We start from the raw sequence: 22982 nt of genomic DNA on the forward strand, positions 1-22982 counted from the left end.
GTCTGGTAAATATACTTCGTATCATAATACCATTTAAAAGTATTTATGCGTTCACTCAAGAATTGGTGATGACAACATTTTTGGTATGAGCCTATTTTGCGGTGCGGGATCACACGGAAGGGGCGCTTCCGATGGACAGTGTCGATCTGCTCGACGGCGAGCTGAAAGCCGTCGCCTCCCACACGCTTGCCGAACCCCGGCTCACCGAATCCCTGGCCGTCGCCGTGGTCGGCATCGGCTGCCGCTTTCCCGGCGGCATCGCCAGCGGGGCCGATTATTGGTCTTTCCTCGTCGGCAAACGGTGCGGCATCCGGGAAATTCCGGCCGATCGCTGGAATTACCGCAACTATTACGATGCGGACCCCGAATGCGCGGGGCGCTCCTATTCCAAATGGGGCGGTTTCCTCACCGGCGACGTGTTCCACTTCGATCCCGCCTTCTTCGACATGGCCCCGCGCGAGGTCATGTCCATGGACCCGCAGCAGCGGCTGCTGTTGCAAGTGGCGTTCGAGACCGTCGAGGACTCCGGCATCACCCTGCGCACGCTGCAGAAGAAGCGCACCGGTGTTTTCGTGGGCATCTCCACGTCCGACTTCAGCTATTCCCAGCGCTACCGGCGCGTCGCCACCGACATCTTCGCGGGCACGGGATCGGCCTATTCCATCGCCGCCAACCGCATCTCCCACCGGCTCGACCTCAACGGCCCGAGCATCGCCCTCGACACCGCCTGCTCCTCGGCGCTGGTGGCGGTGGACCAGGCGATCCGCCATCTCTCCATGGGCACCTGCGACGTGGCCCTGGCCGGCGGCGTGAACATGATGCTGGACCCCGGCCCCTTCGTCGCCTTCTCCAGCGCCAACATGCTGTCCGCGACCGGTGCCATCTACACCTTCGACGCCCGCGCCGACGGCTTCGTGCGCGGCGAGGGCTGCGGCCTCGTGCTGCTGAAGCCGCTCGCCCGCGCGGTGGCGGATGGCGACCGCATCTATGGCGTGCTGCGCGGCTCCACGGTCAATCAGGACGGCCGCACGCCGACCCTCACCGCCCCCAGCGACGTGGCCCAGACGGCCATGCTCAACAGCCTGCTGGAACAGACGGGCATCGACCCGGAGGATGTGGGCTATGTGGAGGCGCACGGCACCGGCACGCCGGTGGGCGACCCCATCGAGGCGAGCGCCATCGGCCGCGTGTTCGGCGCGGGGCGGGTGGACCGGCCGGTGCTGGTGGGCTCCTTCAAGCCCAATCTCGGCCATCTGGAATCCGCTTCCGGCATCGCCGGCCTCATCAAGATCGTGCTCTCGGCGCATCACGGCATCGTGCCGCCCAACCTCAATTTCGAGCGGCCGAACCCCAACATCCCGTTCGACGCCCTCGGCCTGAAAGTGCCGGTGGAGCCCACCCCCTATGATGCCGAGGACGGGGTGCGCCTCTCGGCGGTCAATTCCTTCGGCTTCGGCGGCACCAACGCCTCGGTGGCGGTGGAGAGCTGGCACGGCGGCGGGCGGCCTGCGAAGGCAGCGCCCGCGCGCGCCGTGCCGTCCGACGACCCCGCCTTCATCCCCCTCTCCGCCAACGGCAAGCCGGCGCTCGCGCTCTGGGCCGAGGAACTGGCCGATGCGGTGGACGAGGGCGGCGCGCTGTCCGGCGTCGCCTACGACAGCCTCTCGCAGGTGCTGAAGACCAGCCGCGACCATCTCAGCGAGCGCGCCGTGATCCTCGCGGACCGTGTGGCGCAGGATCTGCCGTACAAGCTGCGCATGCTGGCGCTGGGCGCCGATGCGCCGGCCGAGGAGGCGGAGGCCGTCGCGCCCTACATCATCACCGGCCGCGCTCGCCCGCGCCGGCTCGCCTTCACCTTCTCGGGGCAGGGCGGGCAATGGTGGGCCATGGGCCGCAATCTGCTCACCACCGAACCGACCTATCGCGCCTTCGTGGACGAGTTCGACGCCGTGCTGAAGCCGTGGACCGGCTGGTCCGTGGTGGAGGAGGTGCTGAAGGCCGAGGACAAGACCCGCATCAACGATGCGGACGTGACGCAGGCCTCCATCTTCACCATGCAGGTCGGCCTCTACCGCATGTGGCGCGAGCGCGGCCTCACCCCGGAACTGCTGGTGGGCCACAGCTTCGGCGAGGTGGCGACCACCTACATCGCCGGCTGTATCGATCTCGAAACCTGCGCGAAGATCATCTACCATCGCGGCCTCATCCCCCACGGCAGCACGCGGCGCGGCGCCATGGCGACGCTGGGCGTCACCTACGACCAGCTCGCGCCTCTGCTGCCCGACGACGGCAGCGTGGTGGTGGCGGCCTATAACGGCCCCACGGCCCAGACCATCTCCGGCATGGAAGCGCCGGTGGACGCGGTGCTCGCCGAGGTGCGTCGGCTGTTCCCGGACGTCCTCGCCCGCCGCCTCACCATGGATTTCGGCTGGCACTCGCCCCACCTCGACGATTGCGAGGCGAAGTTCCGCGCCGGCCTCGGCGAGATCGACTGGAAGCCGCCGTCCATCCCCATCGTCTCCACCGTCACCGCCATGCTGGAGACGCGGTTCGACAGCGAATACTGGTGGCAGAATTTGCGCCAGCCGGTGAACTACAAGAAGGCCATCGACTTCTGCCTCGACCTCGGCATCGACGCCTTCCTGGAGCTGGGGCCGCACCGCACGGTGACGCCGCTGATCCACGGCATCGCGCAGGAGCGCAACGCCGCCGTGGTGGCCGTGCCCTCGCTGGAGCGGCAGGGCGACGACCGCCTCGTCATGGCCCGCTCCATGGCGAACCTTTATGTGAACGGCGTCGGCTTCGACTGGACCGAGGCGGCCAAGGATGCGGAGGCCGATGCCCCCGCCCGCGCGGAGCATCTGGCCCTGCCGCGCCGCCCCTGGGCCAACGAGCGGCTGGTGCAATTGCCGCTGGAGGCCAAGCAGTTCCTCTTCGATGCCGACCGCCACCCGCTGCTCGGCTGGCGCGAGAGCGGGCCGGAGCCGTCCTGGACCAACGAACTCACGCTGAAGAGCCTCAAATATCTCGCCGACCATCGTCCCGGCGGGGACTGCCTGTTCCCCACCGTCGGCTATGTGGAGATGATGGCGGCGGCGCTGCGCGAGCTGTTCGGCGCCGCTCCGGTGGAACTGCGCGATTTCAAGATCATGGAGGCGCTCTCCATCGGGTCCGACGACGTGGTGCTGCTGCGCACCTCCTATGATCCCGTCACCAGCCGCCTGCGCATTTCCTCGCTCAAGCGCGACACGGAGGAGGACTGGCGCCTGCGGGTGGAGGCCTATGGCTGGCAGCACGCCTTCACCTTGCCCAAGGCGAAATTCGACCCCGCGGTTCTCTCCGGCACCCCCGCCATCACGCGGGAGGATTTCTACCGCCTCACCGCCCGCCACGGGCTCGACTACGGCCCTTCGTTCCAGGCGGTGGAGGCGCTGTGGCTGCCCGGCCCGCGCCATGCGGTGGCGCGCATCGTCAGCGCCGAGGCGGCGCGCCGCACCGGCTTCATCGCCTTCCCCGGCCTGTTCGATTCCGTGCTGCAGGCGGGCCTCGTGGTGGACGACGTGGACGCGGGCCTCTGGATTCCCGGCGAGCCTTTGCCTGATATGGAGGAGGTGGGCGGCAAGTATCGCCTCATGCTCCCCATCGGCATCCGCAAGGTGATGGTGGCCGGCCCGCTGCCGAGCGAGGTCATCTGCGAGTTCTTCACCGATCCGCGCGACGACACCGGCATCTATCGCGTCTACGCGCCGGACGGCACGCCGCTTCTGGCGGTGGAGAATTTGCAGGTGAAGACGCTGGGCGCGCTCAAGGCGGCGACCGGCGAGGGCGCCGTCGTCATCGACGAGACCTATGAGAGCGATGCCGACAAGCCGCCGGCCCCGCTGCGCACCGGCCGCTGGCTGCTGGTGAGCGGCGATGCCGCCGAGACCGCGCCACTGGTTGCGACGCTTCAGGCGCAGGGCTCGACGGTGGAGACCATGGACCCGGCGCCCCTGTTCGCCATGGAGGCGGACGCCTTCACTGCGCAGGTGGAAGGCATGCTCGCGGCGCCGGAAGGGCTCGTTGGCATCATCTATGCCGCCACTGCCGGCACACATCTCGGCGACCCCGAAGCCCTCTCCACCGAGGCGCTGCTGGCGGCGGTGGAGCCGGCTGCCAATGGCCTCGTCACGGTCGGCAAGGCGCTGGACCTTCTGCGCACCGCGTCCCTGCGGCCCACCCTCGTGGTGCTCGGCCGCGCCGGGCGGCGGGTGCCGGGCGACGGCGCCATGACCACGGACGGCCTCGCCGATGCGCCGCTCCTCGGCCTCACCCGCACCATCGCCAATGAATGCCCCGAATTCGCCGTCCGCCATGTGGACGCGGACGCCGCGGCCTTCGCCGCCGGGGCGACGCTGGCCCAGGCGGTGGCGGAGGAGAGCGCGGAGTCGGAGATCGTGCTGCGCGGCGCCGGCCGCCTCGTGCCGCGCCTGCGCCAGAGCGAGCTTTCCGCCCAGGCGCCGAAGCATCGCTTGATCGCGGCGGCAACCGACCGCTCCAACTTCACCGTGACGATGACCCAGCCCGGCGTCATCGACAATGTGGTGCTGCGCGAGTGCCGTTATCCCGCCCCCAAGGCGGGCGAGGTGGTGGTCGAGGTTGCGGCCGTGGGCCTCAACTTCCGCGACATCATGGCCGCCACCTCCATCCTGCCGGACGAGCAGGATGGCGAGGGCGCGTGGTGGCGCAATCTCGGCCTCGAATTCGCCGGCACCATCCAGAGCGTGGGCGAGGGCGTGACCGGCTTCAAGGTCGGCGACCGGGTGATGGGCATGGGCAAGGGCTTCCTGCGCCGCTTCGCCGCCGCCGATGCCCGCTTCCTCATGCATGTGCCGGATCATGTGGACCTGAAGGACGCGGCAACCCTGCCGGCCGCCTTCATGACCGCGCATTATTCCCTCGTGGACATCGGCCGCCTGCTGCCCGAGGAGCAGGTTCTGGTGCATCTCGCCACCGGCGGTGTGGGCCTTGCCGCCATCCAGGTGGCGCGCAACATCGGCGCCGGCATCCTCGCCTCCGCCGGCTCGGATGCGAAGCGCGATCATCTGCGCGCGCTGGGCATCACCTGCGTGATGAACTCGCGCAGCCTCGAATTCGCCGAGGACGTGCGCGCGGCGACAAGCGGGCGCGGCGTGGACGTGGTGCTGAACGCGCTTTCCGGCGCCGGCATCGACAAGGGGCTGGAATGCCTCGCGCCGTTCGGCCGCTTCGTGGAGATCGGCAAGCGCGACCTTGCGCAGGACAAGCCCATCGGCCTCAAGTCCCTCTATTACAACAACTCCTACGCGGTCATCGACCTCTCCACCATCGCCGACGAGCGCCCCGCGCGGCTCTCCTCTTTGCTGCGGGCGGTGGAGGCGGAAGTGGCGCGCGGCGTCTACCGGCCGCTGGTGGCGACGCGCTTCCCCGTGTCGCGGGCGGCGGATGCCATGCGGCTGTTCGCCAAGGCGCAGCACATCGGCAAGGTGGTTCTCACCTTCGATGAGCCCGAGGTGGAGGTGGAAATCGACCTCGCCCAGCCCATGCAGCTCTCGGGCGAGGCGAGCTATCTCGTCACCGGCGGCCTGCGCGGCTTCGGCGTCGCGGTGGCGGATTATCTCAGCAAGGCCGGCGCCGGCCGCCTGCTGCTCGCCGGCCGCAACGGCACGCCGGACGAAGACTCCGCGCCGGTCATTGAAGCCATCGCGGCGCGCGGCACCGAGGTGGTGCCCCTCGCCCTCGATGTCACGGACCCTGAAGCGGTGGAGGCGGTGATCGCCGCGCATGCCGCGTCCGACAAGCCGCTGAAGGGCATCGTCCATGGCGCGGCGGTGATCGAGGACGGCTTCCTCGCCCAGCTCGACGCCGCGCAGATCAGCCGCGTCATCCGCCCCAAGGTGGGCGGCGGCTGGAGCCTGCACCGCGCGGTGGAAAAGCATGGCGCCAAGCTGGATTTCTTCGTCAGCTTCTCCTCGCTGGCGCAGGTCATCGGCAGCCCCGGACAGGCGAACTACACGGCGGCCAACGCCTTCCTCAATGCGCTGGGCTCGTTCCGCAAGGGGCGGGGCGTCGCCGGATCGTCGGTGGCGTGGGGCTCCATCGCTGGCTCGGGCTTCGTCTCCCGCTCGGAGGCGCTGGGCAATTATCTCGAAAGCATCGGCATGAAGCCGGTGCCGGACACGGAAGCCGCGGCCTCGCTCGGCACGCTGCTGCGCGCGGAGGAGGAGAACCCCGCCTTCGCCCGCGCCGACTGGTCCGCCATCGCCCGCGCGCTCGCCCGCACCGCCGCGACGGGGCGGGTGAAGCCGCTGCTGGCGCAGCGTTCCGCCGGCCGCTCGCGCATCCAGGCGGATCTCCTCGCCGCACCCCGCGAGCAGTGGGACGCCATGCTCGCCGACCTCATCCGCGGCGAGGTGGCGAAGGTGCTGAAGGTGGCCGCCGCCGATATCCCGCCCGACCGGCGGCTGTCGGAGCTGGGGCTCGATTCCCTCTCCTCCTTCGAGCTGAAGAACCGCATCGAGGCCCATGTGGATGTGAACATCCCCGTGGCCAAGTTCCTGCAAACGCCCACCATCACCGGCCTCTCCGGCGTGGTGGCCGCCACCTTTGAGGCGGCTCAGAAGGCCCGCGCGGCCAGCGCGGAAGCCCTCGCGGCCGGTGGCGAAGGGGCGGCCGGAAGCGCCGGCCCGCTCGCCTTCCGCCCGCTGGTGCGGCAGGAGGCGATGCTCGCCCTCGGCACCCGCCCCATGACCACGCAGGCGGTGCGCGGCGCGTTGGAGGTGGCGGCCTCGCGCGCCGTCCCGGCCGGGCTTGCCTTCGAACAGCTCGCGCAGGCGCTCTCCGACCTCGCGGCGGCGCAGGACGCCTTGCGCCTCACCGCCACCGAGACCGGCGCCATCGTGCTCAACGGCGCACCCGATCTCGAATGGGTCGCCTCCGCCGGAGCCCTCGCGCCGGTGACGCAGCCGGGGCCGCTGTGGCGCTTCGGCGTCTCGAAGGGCGACGATGGAACGCTGACGCTCCATGCCCGCGCCCACCGCGCGGCGGCGGATGCGCTCTCGCCCCATCTCGCCCTCGCCGCTTTGATCGCGGCCGTGGAGACGGTACCCGTCCCCGGCGCGCCCTTCACCACCTTCGCGGCGGAGGGGCGTCCGGCCGATGGCGCGCCGGAGCAGGGGCGTCATCTCGCCTTCTGGAAGGAAGTGCTGCGCGCCGTGCCTCCCGCGCTCAAGACCGGCGTGCGCTCGCTGGCGCTGGCGCCGGCCGGCTTCGGCATCAATCGCGGGCCGGTGGGGCGCATCTCCGCCCGCATCGCCATGCCCGGCTTCGCCGCCTTGCCGGCGGTCGAGCAGGAGGCGCTGCTGCTCTCCGCTTTCGCCCGCACCCTCGCGACGCGCCACGGCGCGACGGCGCTCGCCATCGAGTGCCACGACCCGGCGCGACGCGACGGGCTGCTCGGCCCGGTTTCCACCTCCGTGCCGCTGCTGCTGGACCGGCTGTGCGAAGCCGACCGGCTGGTGCGCCGCACCCGCCAGCGTCTCGCCATGGTCCGCGACCATCGGGCCATCGACACGGCAGCGCTGGAATCCATCCTCGGCGCCAGGCTCAATGCCGCCGGGGCGGCGCTCCGGCAACTGGGCTTCTCCTATGTGGATGCGGCCGCTGCCTCGGCGCTCGCTGCGCTCGGCATCGCCGACCCGCTGGCGGCGCTGGCCGATCCGTTCAACGAGCTGCGGCTCGATGCGGTGGCGGACGGCGACGGCGTGCGCCTCGTGCTCGCCCTCGACACGGCGGCCTTCGACGCTGGCGCCGGGCGCCCCTTCCTCGATGCCTTCGCCACGACGCTGGAGGCCCTCGGCGGTAGTGCCGCAAGCGTCTGCGACGCCACATGGCACGCCCCCGCCGAGCCCCTGCGCCGCACGGCTGCGGCGGTGCCCGAGCCGGTGGCGGTGGCGTCCGCCCCGGTGCATGTGAGCGGCGAGCGGGAGGTGCCGCTGTCGCTCAAGCAGGGGCTGCTGCTGCGCTCCTTCCTGAAGCCAGAGACCGGCCACGCCTGCCGGTCCGCCTGGACGGTCAACCGCGCCTTCCGCATCACCCCGCGCATGGACCTCGAACGCCTGCGCCGCGCGCTCAAGCTGGTGGAGGAGCGGCAGGAGGCGCTGCGCTCGCGCTTCGTGCTGGGCGACGACGGGCGTCCGCGCGTCTTTATCCTGCCCCCCGGCGAGCCGCCTTTGGTGGTGGAGGACATGCCGGAGGCCGGCGAGGCGGAAGTCGAGGCCCGCATCTCCGCCCTCATGGACGACGAGATGGACCCCTTCACCAACCCGCCCTATCGCATCACCGTCCTGCGCTGCGGGCCGGAGGGCGACGTGGTGGTGGCGCACGGACACCATACGGTGTTCGACGGCTGGTCCCTCGGCCTGTTCGTGGAAGAGCTGTTCCAGGCCTTCCTCGGCATCCCGCTGCCGCCGCCGGAGATGGATGTGGCGACCTACGTCAACACCTTCGAGCGGGCGACGGACCCGGCCTTCATGGCCGAGCGCGACGCCTATCTGCGCAGCCTCTATGCGGTGGACCCGCCGCCGGTGCCGCACTTCGGCCGCCGGGCCAAGGGCCTCGCGCCGAACTTCGACCTCACCCAGGGCGGCCCGTCCGGCGAGATGTTCGCCTTCCTGAGCGCCGCCGGCCAGCAGCGGCTGCAAACCCGTGCCAGGGCCGCCGGTGTCACCGAGACGGCGCTGCTCATCGCCGCCGTCGCCCAGACGGTGGCGGCGCGTGGCGGGGTGGATGACGTGATGCTGAACGTCCCCGCCGCCATGCGCACGGACCGCCGGCTCAACGGCTTCATCAGCTGGGTCGCCGGCTCGGCCTTGCTCCGGGCGCCGGCCCGCGCGCTGCCGAAGCTGGAGACGCTGGCCGCAAGCCTCGCCGACCAGCTCAACCGGGCCATGCCCTATGTGCCGTTCGAGTACGCGGCGCTGGACGGGGCGGTGCATGACGAAGTGATCGCCGCCGGCTCGTATCTCGCTTTGTACCAGACCGGCATGCAGGCGCCGGACCGGTTCGCGCGGGGCGCCACCACCTCCACGCTGCAACGGCAGGGCAAGAGCGAGGTGCTGGACCTCGGCCACATCAAGGTCGCGCCCGTGAGTTCACGGCTCATGCGCTACGCCATCAACGAGTTCGACCTGCGCTCCTTCCAGAGCACGGACGGGCTCGCCTACCGTCTCGGCTTCGACCTCACCGCCTTGACTCCCGTCGAAGGGCGCGGCCTCTTGGAGGAGGTGCTGGACCGGATGGAACTCGGCGGCGACGGCTGCACCGCCATCGTCGATGCGGACGAGGAGCAGCCCGCGTGAGCCTCTTCGAAGACTTTGCACCCCCCATCGTCGCGCGTCGCGGGGGGCGCTCGTGAAGCCGGAGCGCGTCCAGCCCGTCCACCTCAAGCCCGACCATTCGGCCGGGTGGCGGCGCTTCGCCGTGGTCATGCTCCTCATCCTCGCGGCGGGTGGCGCCGGCTTCTGGTGGTATGTGCTGCCGGTGCCGGTGGCGTACCACGAGGTGCGCCTGCGGATGATGAGCCTCGAGATCAACGGCCCCGGCATCCTCGACGCCATCAATCGTGTGGTGGTGACGAGCCGCATCCAGGGCTTTCTCAAAGTCATCGAGGCCGACCGCAACGACACGGTGAAGCGCGGGCAGGTGCTGGCCCGCCTCGAATCCGTCGACCTCCAGAACCAGCTCGCCGCCGCCCAGGCGGAGGCGAGCGCCGCCGGGCGCATGGTGACGGAGGCGCAGGCCGATCGCGCCCGCGCGCAGGCGGTGCTGGACAAGACCAAGATCGAGTTCGAGCGCCGCACGACCCTCGTGCGCCTCAACGCCGCCTCGCAGGCGGAGCTGACCACCACGGAGGCCGCCTTCAAGCAGGCCGAGGCGGACATGGCGCGCTCGGAGGCCGGCATCGAGCGGGCGCGGGCGCAGCTCCTGTCGCAGGAGGCAAATGTGAAGGTGCTGGAGGCGCGCCTCGGCGAGGCCACCATCAGCGCGCCGCTGGACGGCGTGGTCATCTCCCGCGAGCGCAATCCCGGCGACCTGCTGCTGCCCGGTGCGAACCTGATGCAGGTGGTGGAGCTCTCCTCCATCATCATTTCCGCCCGCTTCGATGAATCCGCCCGCGCGACCATCAAGGCCGGCCAGCCGGCGCGCATCACCTTTGCCGCCGATCCCGGTCGGGTGTGGAGCGGCAAGGTGCTGCGCCTGTCACGGCAGGTGGACCAGGAGACGCGCGAGTTCACCGCCGACATCACGCTGGATTCCCTGCCCGAGAGCTGGGCCATGGGCCAGCGCGCCAATGTGGCGGTGGAGGCGCAGTCGCCGGAGCAGGTCATCGGCATTCCGGAATCGCTGGTGATCCGGCGCGACGGACGGGCCGGCGTGTGGCTGGCCCAGCGTGGCCGCGCGGCCTGGACGCCGGTCACGCTCGGCTACATCAGCGGCTCCAACGTGGTGGTGACGCGCGGGCTGAAGGAAGGCGACGTGGTGCTGGCCCCGGCCGGGCGCTACGCCTTCCAGCCGGTCAGCCTCGGCACGAAGCTGCCCTGAGGCGCGCCCATGAACATCGCCCTGAGGGACATGCGCTTCTCCGCCCTGCGCTTCGCGCTGACGGCGGTGGGCATCGGCATGCTGCTGGGCGCCACCATGGGAATGATCGGCCTTTATCGCGGCATCGTCCACGAGGCGCTGCTCATCATCAACGACATCGGCGCCGACCTCTGGGTGGTGGAGGGCGGGCGCTCCGGCCCCTTCGCTGAGACCTCGGCGGTGCCGGCCAATCTCGACCGGCGGGTGGAGGGCGTGCCGGGGGTGGATTCCACCCGCCGCTTCATCCAGTACAACCAGCAATACACGATCGACGGCAAGCCGGTGCGCCTTGCCGTGACCGGGGTGGACTACCCCAAGGATTCCGCCGCCTGGATCCCGCTCATCGACGGGCGCGCCTTCCGCTCCACCCGCTACGAGGCCATCGCCGACCAGTCCACGGGGCTTCTGGTGGGCGACGTGATCCGCCTCGGCCATGACGACTACACGGTGGTGGGCCTCACCAAGGGCCAGGTGGACATGGGCGGCGACGGCATGTTCTTCGTCACCATCCCCGATGCGCAATCCATCAACCGCGTGCTCCCCTCCGAGGCCGTGCTGCTGAACCGGCTCGCCAAGGGCCGCTCGCGCATGGGCATGGGCGATGGAGGCTCCATCGCCGCGGTGATGGTGGAGCTGAAGCCCAATGCCGACGTGAAGGAGGTGCAGCGCCGCATCAAGGCGTGGGGCGACGTGGAGGTTCTGACCCAGGACGAGGAGCGCGACATGCTGCTGAACGGGCGACTGTGGCGCCTCAGGGTGCAGATCCTCGCCTTCACCGCCATGACGCTGCTGGTGGCGGGCTCCATCATCGCGCTGACGATCTACATGCTGACGCTGGAAAAGATCAACCAGATCGCCCTTCTGAAGCTCATCGGCGCGCGGGACCGCGTCATCATCGGGCTCATCGTGCAGCAGGCACTGTGGATCGGCGTGCTGGGCTATGGGGTGGCGCTCGCCATCTCCTTCACCCTCTATCCCAACTTCCCGCGCACCGTGCTGCTGCTGCCGGACGACCTCGCCTGGATCGCCTTCACCCTCTTCCTCATCAGCCTGTTCGCCAGCTGGTTCGCCATCCGCCGCGCCATGCGGGTGCGGGCGCAGGAGGTGCTGGCATGAGCGCCCTCGCGGGAACCGCCCCGGCCCCCCGCCTCGCCCCGCCGTCGCCGGACGTGGTGATGGAGGTGCGCGGCGCCAGCAAGATCTACCTCTCCGGCCCCAATGCGGTGGCCGCGCTCTCGGACATGACGCTGGCGCTGAACGCCGGGGAGCTGACCGGCATCGTCGGCCCCTCCGGCTCGGGCAAGACCACCTTCCTGATGATCGCCGGCCTGCTGGAGCCGCCCTCCACCGGCGTCGTGCATTTCCGCGGCCGGCCCATCGCCGATCCGCAGACCAAGCTCAACAGCCTGCGCGACTTCCGCCGCACCCATGTGGGCTTCATCTTCCAGAAGGCGAACCTCATCCCCTTCCTGACCGCCGTTGAGAACGTGCAGATCGCGCTGGAGATCAATGATGTCAGGCCGAAGCTGGCGCGGGAGCGGGCACGGGAGCTGCTGGACCAGTTCGGCCTCGGCCAGCGCGAGGACAATTACCCCACCCAGCTCTCCGGCGGCGAGCAGCAGCGTGTCTCCATCGCCCGGGCTCTGGCCAACGATCCGGTGCTGCTGCTGGCGGACGAGCCCACGGCGGCGCTGGACGGCACGCGCGGCCGGCAGGTGATGGAGGTATTCCGGGCGCTGGCCGACGAGCGGCAGGTGGCGGTGGGCGTCGTCACCCACGACCCGCGCTGGTCGGACATCTTCGACCGCATCGTGGAGATGAGCGACGGCCGCATGGTGTCGGAGCGGGCCGGGGGCGTGGCGGGGCATTTGTAGAAGGTGAGCGGGAGGTGTCCGGGAGAGGGACGAAACCCGTGCCCCGGACCAGCGACGGCGCAGCCGGAGCGCCGAGCCGGGGCCCAGGGGAAAAGTCGGCGAAGCCGGCGACACCCCCAACACCCTCGGTTTGAGCCGCCTGCGGCGAACCCTTGCGCTGGGCCCCGGCTCGCATTCCGCTGTCGCTGCATGCGTCCGGGGCGCGAGGGTGGTTCCGGCGGCGCCCTCCTCACACCAGCGGGGAGACCTGCTCGCGCGCCGTCTCGATTTTCCCGTCGGGCGCCAGATAGTCGATCAGCTTGAGGGTGCGTTCGCCGGTGCCGGCGAGCTTGGCGATGATGGAGCGCATGGCGCGGAATTCGCTCCCCGAGAGCGGGCCGAACAGGGTGTCGTTGGCCGGCGCCTGCACCCGCGTCAGCTCGGCGAGGCGCTGCTCGGCCTCGGGCGTGACGGCGAGCAGCACCCGGCGGCGGTCGCTGGGATTGACGGCCTTGCTGACGAGGCCCGCGGCGACGAGCTTGTTGATCTCGATGGTGACGAAGGCGCCCGACAGGTGCAGGTGCTCGGCGAGGGTGGCGACGCCCAGTTCCGGCACCTTGCCGGCCAGCCGGGCGATGGACATCAGGATCGTGTACTGCGTGCCCGACAGGCCGATGAGGCCGCCGAGGCGGTTGCGCACCTCCTGGATGGCGGCCGCGAAGGCGAGCATGTCGTGCACCAGCTCACGGAACTCGGTGTCCGAACCATCGATCAGCAAGGCGGCGCGTGACGCTGTCAAAGGCAGCGGCCTCCGGCCCCGCCCGTTCTTCGTCTGAGGCATGAACGCGTGCTCCCGCGCACCGTGGACCCTCCCCCTGCAGAGGGGCGGCACGCCGACATGTTTTTAGCCGGGCAGGGGGCTTGACGTCCATCACCCATTTGATAATAGCTTTATAACAAAGCTATCAAGTGCTGTGGACATTGCCCCATGTCTTCGCCGCCCCCCCTGTCTCCGCCCCGCTCTCCGAGCGTCACTGCCTTCGATCCGCGCGCCTTCCGCCAGACGCTGGGGGCGTTCGCGACCGGCATCGCCGTGGTGGCGGCCGAGGCGGCCGACGGAACGCTCATCGGCATGACCATGAGCTCGTTCAATTCGGTCTCGCTGGACCCGCCGCTGGTGCTGTTTTCCGTTGCCCGCTCGGCGCTTTCGCTGCCGGCTCTGCGCACGGCGGCGGCCTACGGCATCTCCGTCCTCGCCCATGACCAGCAGGATCTGTCCGGCCGCTTCGCCCGTGCCCAGGGCGAGAAGTGGACCGGCGTGGACCACCTGCGCGGCCATGGTGGCGCCCCGCTCCTTGCCGGTGCGGCAGCGCATCTGGAGTGCGTGCCCCACGCCATCCACGACGGCGGCGATCACGAAGTTTTCATCGCCCGCGTCGTCGCCCATCGCTCGGCTGCCGCCGAGCCGCTTATCTTCCATGCCGGACGCTACCGCACGCTTGCGGCCGTCGCCGGCTGAACCGAACTTGAGGACCCTGCCATGATCAAGACCGGTGCCGAGCATATCCAGAGCCTGAAGGACGGCCGCGAGATCTTCATCGACGGCCAGAATCTGTCCGATGCCACCACCCACCACGCCTTCCGCCGGTCCATCGCCTCGGTCGGCAAGATGTTCGACTTCCACAGCGCCCCGGAAAACCGGGAGCTGATGACCTTCGAGACCGACACCGGCACCCGCGCCAACCGCATCTGGCAGCTCCCCACCAGCTATGAGGAGCTGAAGACCCGCCGCCGGGGCCTGGAGGCCTGGACCGAGCTGCATGGCGGCTTCCTCGGCCGCGCGCCGGATCACGTCGCCTCCTGCATCTCCGGCATGTACATGGGCCTCGACCAGTTCGAGCTGTACGACCCGGCCCGCGCCCGCGCGCTGGCGGACTATTACCGCTACGCCCGCGACAACGACCTCTATCTCACCTACGTCATCATCAATCCGCAGGCCGACCGCTCCAAGAATGCGGCCGAGCAGGCCGACCCCTTCCTCTCCGCCGCCGTCGTGGACGAGGACACCTCGGGCATCACCGTGCGTGGCGCCAAGATGCTGGCCACCGGCGGCATCATGGCCAACGAGGTGTTCGTCACCTGCATCCAGCCCCTGCAGAAGGGCGAGGAGCCCTATGCGCTCTCCTTCTGCATCCCGATGAATGCGAAGGGCCTGAAGATCCTCTCCCGCAAGTCCTATGAGGCGGCCTCGCCCAGCGTGTTCGACAACCCGCTGTCGAGCCGCTTCGACGAGAACGACGCGGTGCTCTACTTCGACGACGTGAAGGTGCCGTGGGACCGCATCTTCATCGCCCGCGACATCGCCATGACGAACAAGCAGTTCCATGCGACGCCGGCCCACGTCTACCAGAACTACCAGGCGCAGATCCGCCTCTCAGTGAAGCTGAAGTTCCTGCTCGGCATCGCCCGCCGCATCACCGAGGTGAACGGCACCACCAATTTCCCGCAGGTGCGCGAGACGCTGGGCCAGCTCGCCGCCGAGGCCGGCATGGTGGATGCCTTCGTCGCCGCCATGGAAGCCAAGGGCAGCTATTACGGCCCCTATTTCGTGCCCGACCGCCACACCCTCTATGCCGCGCAGACGCTGGCCCAGCAGCTCTACGGTAAGTTCATCACCACCCTGCGGGAGCTCGCCGGCGGCGGCATGATCATGCTGCCCTCCTCGGTGCACGACTACGAGAATGCCGAGCTGGCCCGCCTCATCGGCAAGACCCAGCAGTCGCCCGCTGCCAGCGCCGAGGAGAAGGTGAAGTTCTACAAGCTCGCCTGGGACGCGGTGGGCTCGGAATTCGCCTCGCGCCATGCGCAGTACGAGATGTTCTATGCGGGCGCCTCCTTCGTGGTGAAGGGCCATTCCTTCCGCACCTATGACTGGGCGGGCGCGGAAAAGCTGCTCGCCGACATGCTCTCCTCCTACGCCCTCTCCGACGAGGTGAAGCCCTTCGCCGCCGCCCGCGCGGCCGAGTGATACTTGGTTCACTGGAAGACACAGCCATGGCGATCAACAAGATCCACGACGAGTTCCATACCCTGGACCTGACCACCGGATGGGAAGTGCCCCCCGGCTATCCCTCCGGCATCCAGCAGAAGATCCTCGCGGGCGCCCTCGACGAGGAGAACCGCGCCGGCTCGCGCTCGCGTCTCCTGAAGTTCGAGCCCGGCGTGTTCACCACCAAGCCGTTCGTGCACGAATACTGGGAAGAGGTGTTCCTGGTCTCCGGCGATCTCACCGTGGGCAATGACGACAAGGGCGAGGGCGGCGAGAGCTTCGCGCCCTTCACCTATGCGGTGCGTCCCCCGGGCGCCGTGCATGGGCCGTTCAAGTCGGATAAGGGCTGCATCCTGTTCGAAATCCATTATTTCGATCCGGCCTGATTCCTCTCCCATTCTGGACCCGCGCCCCATGCAGCCCACCCTTGCCGCCCTCGCCGATGATCTCGCCTCCGGCCGCACCACGGCGCGGGCGCTGGTGGAGGACTGCATCGCCCGGATCGATGATCCGGACGGGGAGGGCGGACGCGCCTTCGTGCGGGTGAACCGGGAGGCGGCCCGCGCGGCCGCCGATGCGCAGGACCTGCTGCGCAAGGCGGGGGCCGCGCCCTCGCCCTTCGCCGGCATCCCCATCGGGGTGAAGGACCTGTTCGACGTGGCTGGCGAGGTCACGGCGGCGGGCTCCAAGGTGCTGCGCGATTCTCCCCCGGCGAAGGCGGATGCCCCGGCCGTGGCGCGCCTGCGCCGGGCCGGCTTCGTGCTGGTCGGCCGCAACACCATGACCGAGTTCGCCTATTCCGGCCTCGGCATGAACCCCCACACGGGCAACCCCGCCGCCCCGTTCGAGCGGGCGACGACGCCGCGCGTCTCCGGCGGCTCGTCCTCCGGCGGCGCGGTGGCGGTGGCGGATGGCATGGCCCATGCGGCGCTCGGCACCGACACGGGCGGCTCCTGCCGCATCCCGGCGGCCTTCTGCGGCCTCGTCGGCTTCAAGCCCACCGCCCGCCGCGTGCCGCGCGAGGGGGCCTTCCCGCTCTCCACCACGCTCGATTCCATCGGCCCCATCGCCCGCTCGGTGGCCTGCTGCGCGGCGCTCGATGCCATCCTTTCGGGCGGAGACGCGCCGCTGCCGGCCCGCCCGGTCGTGGGCCTGCGCCTGCTCGTGCCCACCACGGTTGCCCTCGACGGTCTGGACGCGCCCGTTGCCGCCGCCTTCGAGGCGGCGCTGGAGCGCCTCGCCAGGGCCGGCGCGCACATCGTTTCCGCGCCCTTCCCGGAATTCGGCGAGATCGCCACGCTCAACGCCAAGGGCGGCTTTGCCGCGGCGGAGAGCTATGCGGTCCACCGCCGCCTGCTGGCCGAGAAGGGCGAGGGCTACGACCCGCGCGTCTCCGTGCGCGTTCGTCGCGGCTCCGAGCAGTCGGCGGCGGATTACGTGGAGCTGGTCGCCGCCCGCGCCGGCCTCGTCGCCCGCGCCGCCGCGCGGCTCGCGGGCTTCGACGCGCTGGCCCTGCCCACCGTCGCCATCGCCCCGCCGCGCATCGCCGACCTTCTGACCGACGACGACGCCTATGGCCGCGCCAATCTCATCGCCCTGCGCAATCCCACCCTCATCAACATGATCGACGGCTGCGCCATCTCCCTCCCCCTCACCGGCGAAGGCGGCCTGCCTGCCGGCCTCATGCTGGCCGGCGCGCCGGGCACGGATGCCGCCCTCTTTTCCGTGGCCGCCGGCGTCGAGGCGGCGCTGAAGGACTGAACGACCGTCCCGCAAGGGGGGGCGATCGCCTGATCGCGCCCGCTCGTGATGACCTATGTCAACGCAGCCGTCCTGGAGGTGCCGCAAGTTTTGCAGCGGTTCACCGGGTCTCCGTTCGGAGGCCGAGATCAGGGACGCGATCGCCCAATGTGGCGGCGCGGGGGGGCGGGCGCCATGGGCTTGTTTCACTTCGATCGCAATCTCGAGCAGACGCTGGCCCCCATCACCCTGATCCGGGGTGGCAGCAGCCGGGGGTTCTATTTCGAAGGGCGCAACGTCCCCCTGCCGGGCCAGGGGCTTGAAGAGTTCCTGCTGGCCGTGCGCGGCTCGCCCGACCCGATGGGCATGGACGGTCTCGGCGGCAACACCATCCTGCAGTCGAAGACCGCCATCGTGCAGCCCTCCACACGCGAGGGCGCCGATGTGGACTACACTTTCGTGCAGATCTTTCCCGACCAGCCGGCGACCGTCACCTACAAGATGAACTGCGGCAACATCTCGGCCGGGGTGCCGGTGTTCGCCCTGATGAAGAACATGATCCCGGGCGTCCGGGACGGCCGCCTCACCGTGCGCGCCTATTCGACCAACACGCAGAAGATGATGTACATGACCCTCGACGTCGCCAACGGCGAGGCGCTGGTGGATGGCCAGACCGCCATCGGCGGGGTGCCGGGGACGGGCGCGGAAATTCTGGTGGACTTCCGCGACCAGGGCGGCGGCTTCACCGGCCGGACCTTTCCCACCGGCAATCTGGTGGACACCGTCGTGTTGAGCGACGGCAGCAAGATCGATGTCACCATCGTCGACATGGTGAATATCTGCGGGTTCTTCCGGGCCGAGGACTTCGGGCTGGGCTGCACGGGCCTGGAACTGCCCTCGCCCACCGGAGCGGTGCTGACGCCGCCCGGCATGCTCGCCCGCCTCACCGAGCTGCGGCTGAAGATCGCCCAGTTGATCGGCTGGAACCAGTACACGATCGACACCATCGGCAAGGCGACGCTGCCCTTCGCCGTCTCGGTCGCCGCGCCCGCGACCTACACGGACCTCGACGGGCATGAGGTGAAGGCCGAGGCGGTGGATGTCGTCGCGCGCTTCTATCTCGAATCGATCATGCATTCGGCGGCGCCGGGGAGCGGGTCCACCTGCCTCGCGGCCGCCGCGGCCATCCCCGGCACCGTGCCCAACCAGGCCCTGCGCGACGGCGCGCTGAAGGCGGGGAAGGGCGGGAGCCTGACGCTCGGCCATCCCAGCGGCACCTTCGCATTGAAGACCAGCCCCATTCTGGGCGCCGACCGGACCGCCGCCACCTTCTCCGAACTGAGCTTTCCGCGCACCGCGCGGATCATCTGTGACGGCACGGTCTACATCAAGGTCAACCGCCCGTCGGAACAGACGGCCTGGACGGTCGCCGACGATCTTGACGCTGCCTCCTACTTCCTGAGGGGCGAGGACATTTCGGTGCAGCGGTGAGCGGGTTCGCCCTGGGCCCGGACCGGTTCAGGGCGTGCCGGCCTGCCCTCCCGGCTTCGGCAGCCGCACGGTGAGGCAGGCGCCGCCGCCGGGGCGGTCGGAGATGGTGACGCCGCCGCCGTGCCCCTCGGCGATCTGCCGCACGATGGTGAGGCCGAGGCCGGCGCCGCCGCTGTCGCGGTTGCGCGAGGGCTCCAGCCGGTAGAAGGGCTCGAACACCGTTTCCCGCTCGCCCTCGGGAATGCCCGGCCCGCGATCTTCCACCACGAGGTCCACCGCGTCGCCGCGAGCCAGAAGCGTGATGTCCGCGCACGCGCCATAGGCGATGGCGTTTCCGACGAGATTGGCGAGCACGCGGGCGAGCGCGCCGCGATTGCCGGCGACCACCCACTCCGCGTCGGCGCCATGGAGCCTGACGGCCGCGCCCTGCGCCCGGCGCGTCTCGCACTCGGCCCGCGCCAGCGCGCCGAGGTCCACGGTCTCGCCGGAGGCGGGGGCGAAGGAGGCACGGGCGAAGGCGAGGGCGTCGTCCACCAGCGCCTGCATCCCGTCGAGGTCGGTGCGGGCCTTCTCCACCTGGTCGCCGGGCGGCATCAGTTCCAGCCGCAGCCGCAGGCGCGTGAGATAGGTGCGCAGATCGTGGCTGATGGCCCCCAATACCAGCGTGCGCATGCGCACCAGTTCCGAGATGCGGGCCTGCATGGCATTCACCGTGCGGATCACCAGCCGCACGTCCGGGGCGCCGCGTTCCTTCACATGCGAGGGCTGGAGCTGGGCGCCGAACCGCTCCACCGCCGCCGCGAGGTCGGAGAGGGGGCGGGTCTCCCGGCGCACCGCGAGCAGGGCGAGGAGGGCCACGAGGAAGCCGAGGATGCCGCCGATGAGCCCCACCGGAAGGCCGAGGAAGCGCACCGTCACGTCGCCTCCCGCCACGATCTCCAGATAGCCGCCGCCGACCAGCGCAAAGGCCACGGTGAGCTTCGCGCCGCGCAGGTCGCGCAGGCGCTCGACGAGGCCGTGGGGGTGATCGTCGCCGGCGAGCGACAGCGCGATGAAGCGGTCCGGCGGCAGTCCCGTGAGCAGCCGGAGCCGGCGCTCGGCGAAGCCGAGCAGGCGCGGCGTCTGGATGTTCGGCTTCTCGGACCGGATGGCGACGAGGAAGCCGGGACCTGCGGCCGCGCGCACGGCGAGATCGCGCTCGGCGGGGGGCAGCCGATCCAGCAGCTGCGCCAGCGCGGCGATGCGCTGCATCACCATCAGCACGGCGACGGGCGAGGAGGACCGCTGGCGCTCCAGCACATAGGCGGCGAGCATCAGCACCTGCACCGCCAAAAGGCCGGCGACGACGATCAGCGCCAGCCGCGTGCCGAGCCCGAACCGGCGGTGACGGCGCATCGCCGGATCAGAGCTGGCGGACATCGACGGTGAGCAGATAGCCGCCATTGCGGACGGTCTTGATGAGCAGGGCCGCCTCTTCCGAGACGGCGGAGAGCTTGCGCCTCAGCCGGCTGATGGAGACATCGATGGTGCGGTCGAACGGGTCGGCCGAGCGCCCGCGGGTCCAGTCCAGAAGCTGGTCGCGGGAGAGCACGCGCTTCGGCCGCTCCAGGAAGCAGGCGAGCAGCTCGAACTCCGCCGAGGTGAGGTCGAGGAGGGGGCCGTCGGCCTCGGCGACGCTGCGGGCGTCGAGATCGGCCACGAAGCCGGCGAAGGCGACGCGGCGGTTGCGCGGGGCGGGCTCCACCAGCGTCCCGTCCGCCCGGCGCAGCACGGCCCGGATGCGGGCGAGCAGCTCGCGCGGGTTGAACGGCTTCGGCAGATAGTCGTCGGCGCCCATCTCCAGCCCGACGATGCGGTCCACATCGTCGCCCTTGGCGGTGAGCATGAGGATGGGCACGCCGCCCCGCGCCCGGAGGCGGCGGCAGATGGACAGACCGTCCTCGCCCGGCAGCATGAGGTCGAGGATCACCAGGTCTGGCCGCGCGGTCGACAGGATACGGTCCATGGCGACGCCATCCTCGGCCGCCAGCACGCCATAGCCCTCGCGGCCGAGGAAGTCCGCGAGCAGGGCGCGAATCTCGCGGTCGTCCTCGACGATGAGCAGCGTGCGCGGGGCCAAAAGCGGGTCTCCAAGGGGTGGGGTCTCGGCTGGGACGGGGCGAGTTTCGCCGGAGGGACGCCCGCCATCAATGCGCGGCCGTGTGGAGGATACAAAACGTTACAGCACCTCACCGGCAGGCAAACGCGATGCAACGGCCATCCGTGAAGCTCTCCCCATCGCAACCGGCCATGCCCCCCGGGATGGCGCCTGAGTGAGACCGAGATGCCCAGCCTGATCCCCTTCTCCCGTTCCGCCGCCATCCTCACCGTCGCCGGGTTCACGATGCTCTCGGGCATCGGCGAGGCGGCCGCCTGGACGCGCACCGGCAGCACCACCACGCCGCGCGGCACCTACAACAGCTCTGCTGCCGGCGGCTGCGCGGGCGGCACCTGCAGCCGCGCTTCCACCGTCACCGGCCCTGCTGGCGGCACGGCTTCGCATACCGGCAGCGTCACCCGCACCTCCCCCGGCACCTATTCCTACCAGGGCTCCAGCACCGGCCCGGCCGGCAACAGCGTGAGCCATTCCGGCACGGTGAGCCGCTACTGACCGGATATCCAGCTCCGGGCCGTCAAGGCTCGGAAAGCCGGGTCGCGGCCTCCGCCCCAGGTCGCGGCCCGGCTGACCGTTCGGTGTCGGGACGGCGGGGCTGGGGGCCCCACACGGGATCATCGTTATGTTCGGCCTTCTCGCCAGCGGCACCGCCGTGCCCCATCCGCTTGCCTTCGCGCTCATCGCGCTTGCACTGATGCTCGTGGAATTCCTGTTTCACAGGCTCAACCATCACGACAGCTACGACGCGCGGGAGACCGCCGCCTCCCTCGCCATCGCCGTCGGCAACAAGGTGATCGCAGCGCTCACCGCGGGGATCGTCGCCGTGCCCGTGTTCTTCGTCTCCGGCCACAGACTGTTCGACATCCCCATGGACGGGGCCGTGGCCTGGGTCGCGCTCTTCCTCGGGGTGGAGCTGAGCTACTATGTCCACCACTTCGCCATGCACAAGGTGCGCTGGCTGTGGGCGACCCATTCCGTCCATCACTCCGCCACCCGCCTGAACCTCTCGGCGGCGGTGCGCCTCGGATGGGGCGGGCAACTCACCGGCGGGTTCGTGTTCTACCTGCCGCTGGTGCTGATCGGCTTCCCGCCGCTGGCGGTGTTCGGCATGCTGGGGGCGAGCCTCGTCTACCAGTTCTTCCTCCACCTCGCCGCCCCGCCCCATCTCGGCCCGCTGGAATGGGTGCTGAACACGCCCCGCCATCATCAGGTGCATCACGCCGCGAACACCGCCGTCCTCGACCGCAATTTCGGTGGCGTACTGATCATCTTCGACCGGATGTTCGGCACATTCACCGAAGCGCCGAAGGGGGAGCCGCTGGTGTTCGGAGTGGCCGGTGTGGAATCGAGCCTGAACCCCATCCGAATCGTCTCGAATACCTGGGTGGACATGTACCGGCAGTGGGGTGTCAGCCGGGGTGTCAGGGCCCGCCTGCGCGTCCTTTTCGGGCCTCCGGGCTGAAAGGGTACCGAGGTAGGTGGAGATTTGCGTGGAATGCATTTCTGGAATGCGGAAAATACGCGTGCTGCATCGCAGCAAGTCCGGTATGGTGCACCACAGCTAAAGCGCACCGAGATCTTGGCCGCGGGCCGCACGGAGCGCAGCGAGGCTGACATGAAGAACATCCTCCTCGCCGGCGTTGCCGGCCTCCTTTCCGCGACCTCTGTGATCGCGGCCGTCCCTGCCTTCGCTGGCGAGACCCTCCCCGCCGAGCGTCAGGCCATCGTGACCAATCTGGGTGGCAAGGCTTCCGCCGTCACCTATTACGTGCGTGCCGCCAAGGGTTATCAAGTGGTTACGACCCTTGATGCCGCCGGTGAGCCCGGTGCCACGCCGGCCGTGGTCCGCGTTTCCACCGTGCTCCAGCAGCCCGGCGACGAGCAGATCGTCTCCCTCCCCGGCCCGGTCGGCCGTGATGGCACCTCGCTGCGCATCGTGCGCGTCGGCGACGCCATCCAGGTGGAAAAGGTCGGCGCGCTCGCCTACTGACATTTTGCCGCACCGCAGCGAAAAGGCGCCCGTCGGGCGCCTTTT

At 69.9% G+C, this 22982-nt stretch carries 15 protein-coding genes; 12 read left to right on the forward strand and 3 right to left on the reverse strand.

Annotated elements, in window-relative coordinates; translation table 11 throughout:
* The first annotated feature begins 131 nt into the window (after window positions 1–131).
* Genes ACE3QW_RS18325 through ACE3QW_RS18340 form a run of 4 tightly spaced genes read left to right on the forward strand, consistent with a single transcriptional unit; the run spans window position 132 to window position 12533 of the window.
* Window positions 132–9377 carry an SDR family NAD(P)-dependent oxidoreductase gene (locus ACE3QW_RS18325; protein ID WP_374253062.1) on the forward strand — a complete coding sequence of 3082 codons (9246 nt, stop codon included), beginning with the start codon at window positions 132–134 and terminating at the stop codon, window positions 9375–9377.
* Between the two features lie 52 nt (window positions 9378–9429).
* Window positions 9430–10620 carry an efflux RND transporter periplasmic adaptor subunit gene (locus tag ACE3QW_RS18330; RefSeq protein WP_374253064.1) on the forward strand — a complete coding sequence of 397 codons (1191 nt, stop codon included), beginning with the start codon at window positions 9430–9432 and terminating at the stop codon, window positions 10618–10620.
* 9 nt (window positions 10621–10629) lie between these two features.
* Window positions 10630–11775 carry an ABC transporter permease gene (locus ACE3QW_RS18335; protein ID WP_250168703.1) on the forward strand — a complete coding sequence of 382 codons (1146 nt, stop codon included), beginning with the start codon at window positions 10630–10632 and terminating at the stop codon, window positions 11773–11775.
* Window positions 11772–12533, forward strand: coding sequence for an ABC transporter ATP-binding protein (locus tag ACE3QW_RS18340; protein WP_374253066.1), 762 nt, complete (start codon window positions 11772–11774; stop codon window positions 12531–12533). Before ACE3QW_RS18335 ends, ACE3QW_RS18340 begins: the two co-directional genes overlap by 4 nt.
* A gap of 229 nt (window positions 12534–12762) precedes the next feature.
* Here ACE3QW_RS18340 and ACE3QW_RS18345 read toward each other — a convergent pair whose 3' ends face one another.
* Complete coding sequence (locus ACE3QW_RS18345) at window positions 12763–13311, reverse strand: MarR family winged helix-turn-helix transcriptional regulator (protein ID WP_374253068.1); 549 nt, start codon at window positions 13309–13311, stop codon at window positions 12763–12765.
* Window positions 13312–13500: 189 nt separating this feature from the next.
* Here ACE3QW_RS18345 and ACE3QW_RS18350 point away from each other — a divergent pair, with 189 nt between their 5' ends.
* The 5 genes from ACE3QW_RS18350 to ACE3QW_RS18370 all read left to right on the forward strand — a co-directional run bounded on the left by ACE3QW_RS18350 (window position 13501) and on the right by ACE3QW_RS18370 (window position 18792).
* Complete coding sequence (locus ACE3QW_RS18350) at window positions 13501–14031, forward strand: flavin reductase family protein (RefSeq protein WP_374253069.1); 531 nt, start codon at window positions 13501–13503, stop codon at window positions 14029–14031.
* A 21-nt stretch (window positions 14032–14052) separates the two neighbouring features.
* A complete protein-coding gene (locus ACE3QW_RS18355; protein WP_374253070.1) occupies window positions 14053–15540 on the forward strand; it encodes a 4-hydroxyphenylacetate 3-hydroxylase family protein in 1488 nt (495 codons plus the stop codon).
* Window positions 15541–15566: 26 nt separating this feature from the next.
* Window positions 15567–15947: a cupin domain-containing protein gene (locus ACE3QW_RS18360; protein ID WP_029555865.1), complete on the forward strand. Its 381-nt coding sequence runs from the start codon at window positions 15567–15569 to the stop codon at window positions 15945–15947.
* A gap of 28 nt (window positions 15948–15975) precedes the next feature.
* Window positions 15976–17322, forward strand: a complete 1347-nt coding sequence (locus tag ACE3QW_RS18365) for an amidase (protein ID WP_374253072.1) — start codon at window positions 15976–15978, stop codon at window positions 17320–17322.
* Between the two features lie 174 nt (window positions 17323–17496).
* Window positions 17497–18792: a PrpF domain-containing protein gene (locus ACE3QW_RS18370; RefSeq protein ID WP_374253074.1), complete on the forward strand. Its 1296-nt coding sequence runs from the start codon at window positions 17497–17499 to the stop codon at window positions 18790–18792.
* 27 nt (window positions 18793–18819) lie between these two features.
* Here ACE3QW_RS18370 and ACE3QW_RS18375 read toward each other — a convergent pair whose 3' ends face one another.
* On the reverse strand, window positions 18820–20187 hold the full coding sequence (locus ACE3QW_RS18375) for an ATP-binding protein (protein WP_374253076.1): 1368 nt from the start codon (window positions 20185–20187) through the stop codon (window positions 18820–18822).
* Window positions 20188–20194: 7 nt separating this feature from the next.
* Entirely contained in the window at window positions 20195–20911 is a 717-nt protein-coding gene (locus tag ACE3QW_RS18380; RefSeq protein ID WP_374253078.1) for a response regulator, read from the reverse strand.
* Window positions 20912–21115: 204 nt separating this feature from the next.
* On the opposite strand from ACE3QW_RS18380, the gene ACE3QW_RS18385 reads away from it, so the two are divergent.
* The 3 genes from ACE3QW_RS18385 to ACE3QW_RS18395 all read left to right on the forward strand — a co-directional run bounded on the left by ACE3QW_RS18385 (window position 21116) and on the right by ACE3QW_RS18395 (window position 22937).
* Window positions 21116–21442, forward strand: coding sequence for a hypothetical protein (locus ACE3QW_RS18385; RefSeq protein ID WP_374253080.1), 327 nt, complete (start codon window positions 21116–21118; stop codon window positions 21440–21442).
* A 127-nt stretch (window positions 21443–21569) separates the two neighbouring features.
* Complete coding sequence (locus ACE3QW_RS18390; protein ID WP_374253082.1) at window positions 21570–22409, forward strand: sterol desaturase family protein; 840 nt, start codon at window positions 21570–21572, stop codon at window positions 22407–22409.
* Between the two features lie 153 nt (window positions 22410–22562).
* Window positions 22563–22937 carry a hypothetical protein gene (locus tag ACE3QW_RS18395; RefSeq protein WP_374253084.1) on the forward strand — a complete coding sequence of 125 codons (375 nt, stop codon included), beginning with the start codon at window positions 22563–22565 and terminating at the stop codon, window positions 22935–22937.
* Window positions 22938–22982 lie beyond the last annotated feature (45 nt).

Origin of the sequence: Xanthobacter sp. (genome assembly GCF_041911315.1) — a bacterium.
Taxonomy (GTDB): Bacteria; Pseudomonadota; Alphaproteobacteria; order Rhizobiales; family Xanthobacteraceae; genus Xanthobacter; species Xanthobacter aminoxidans.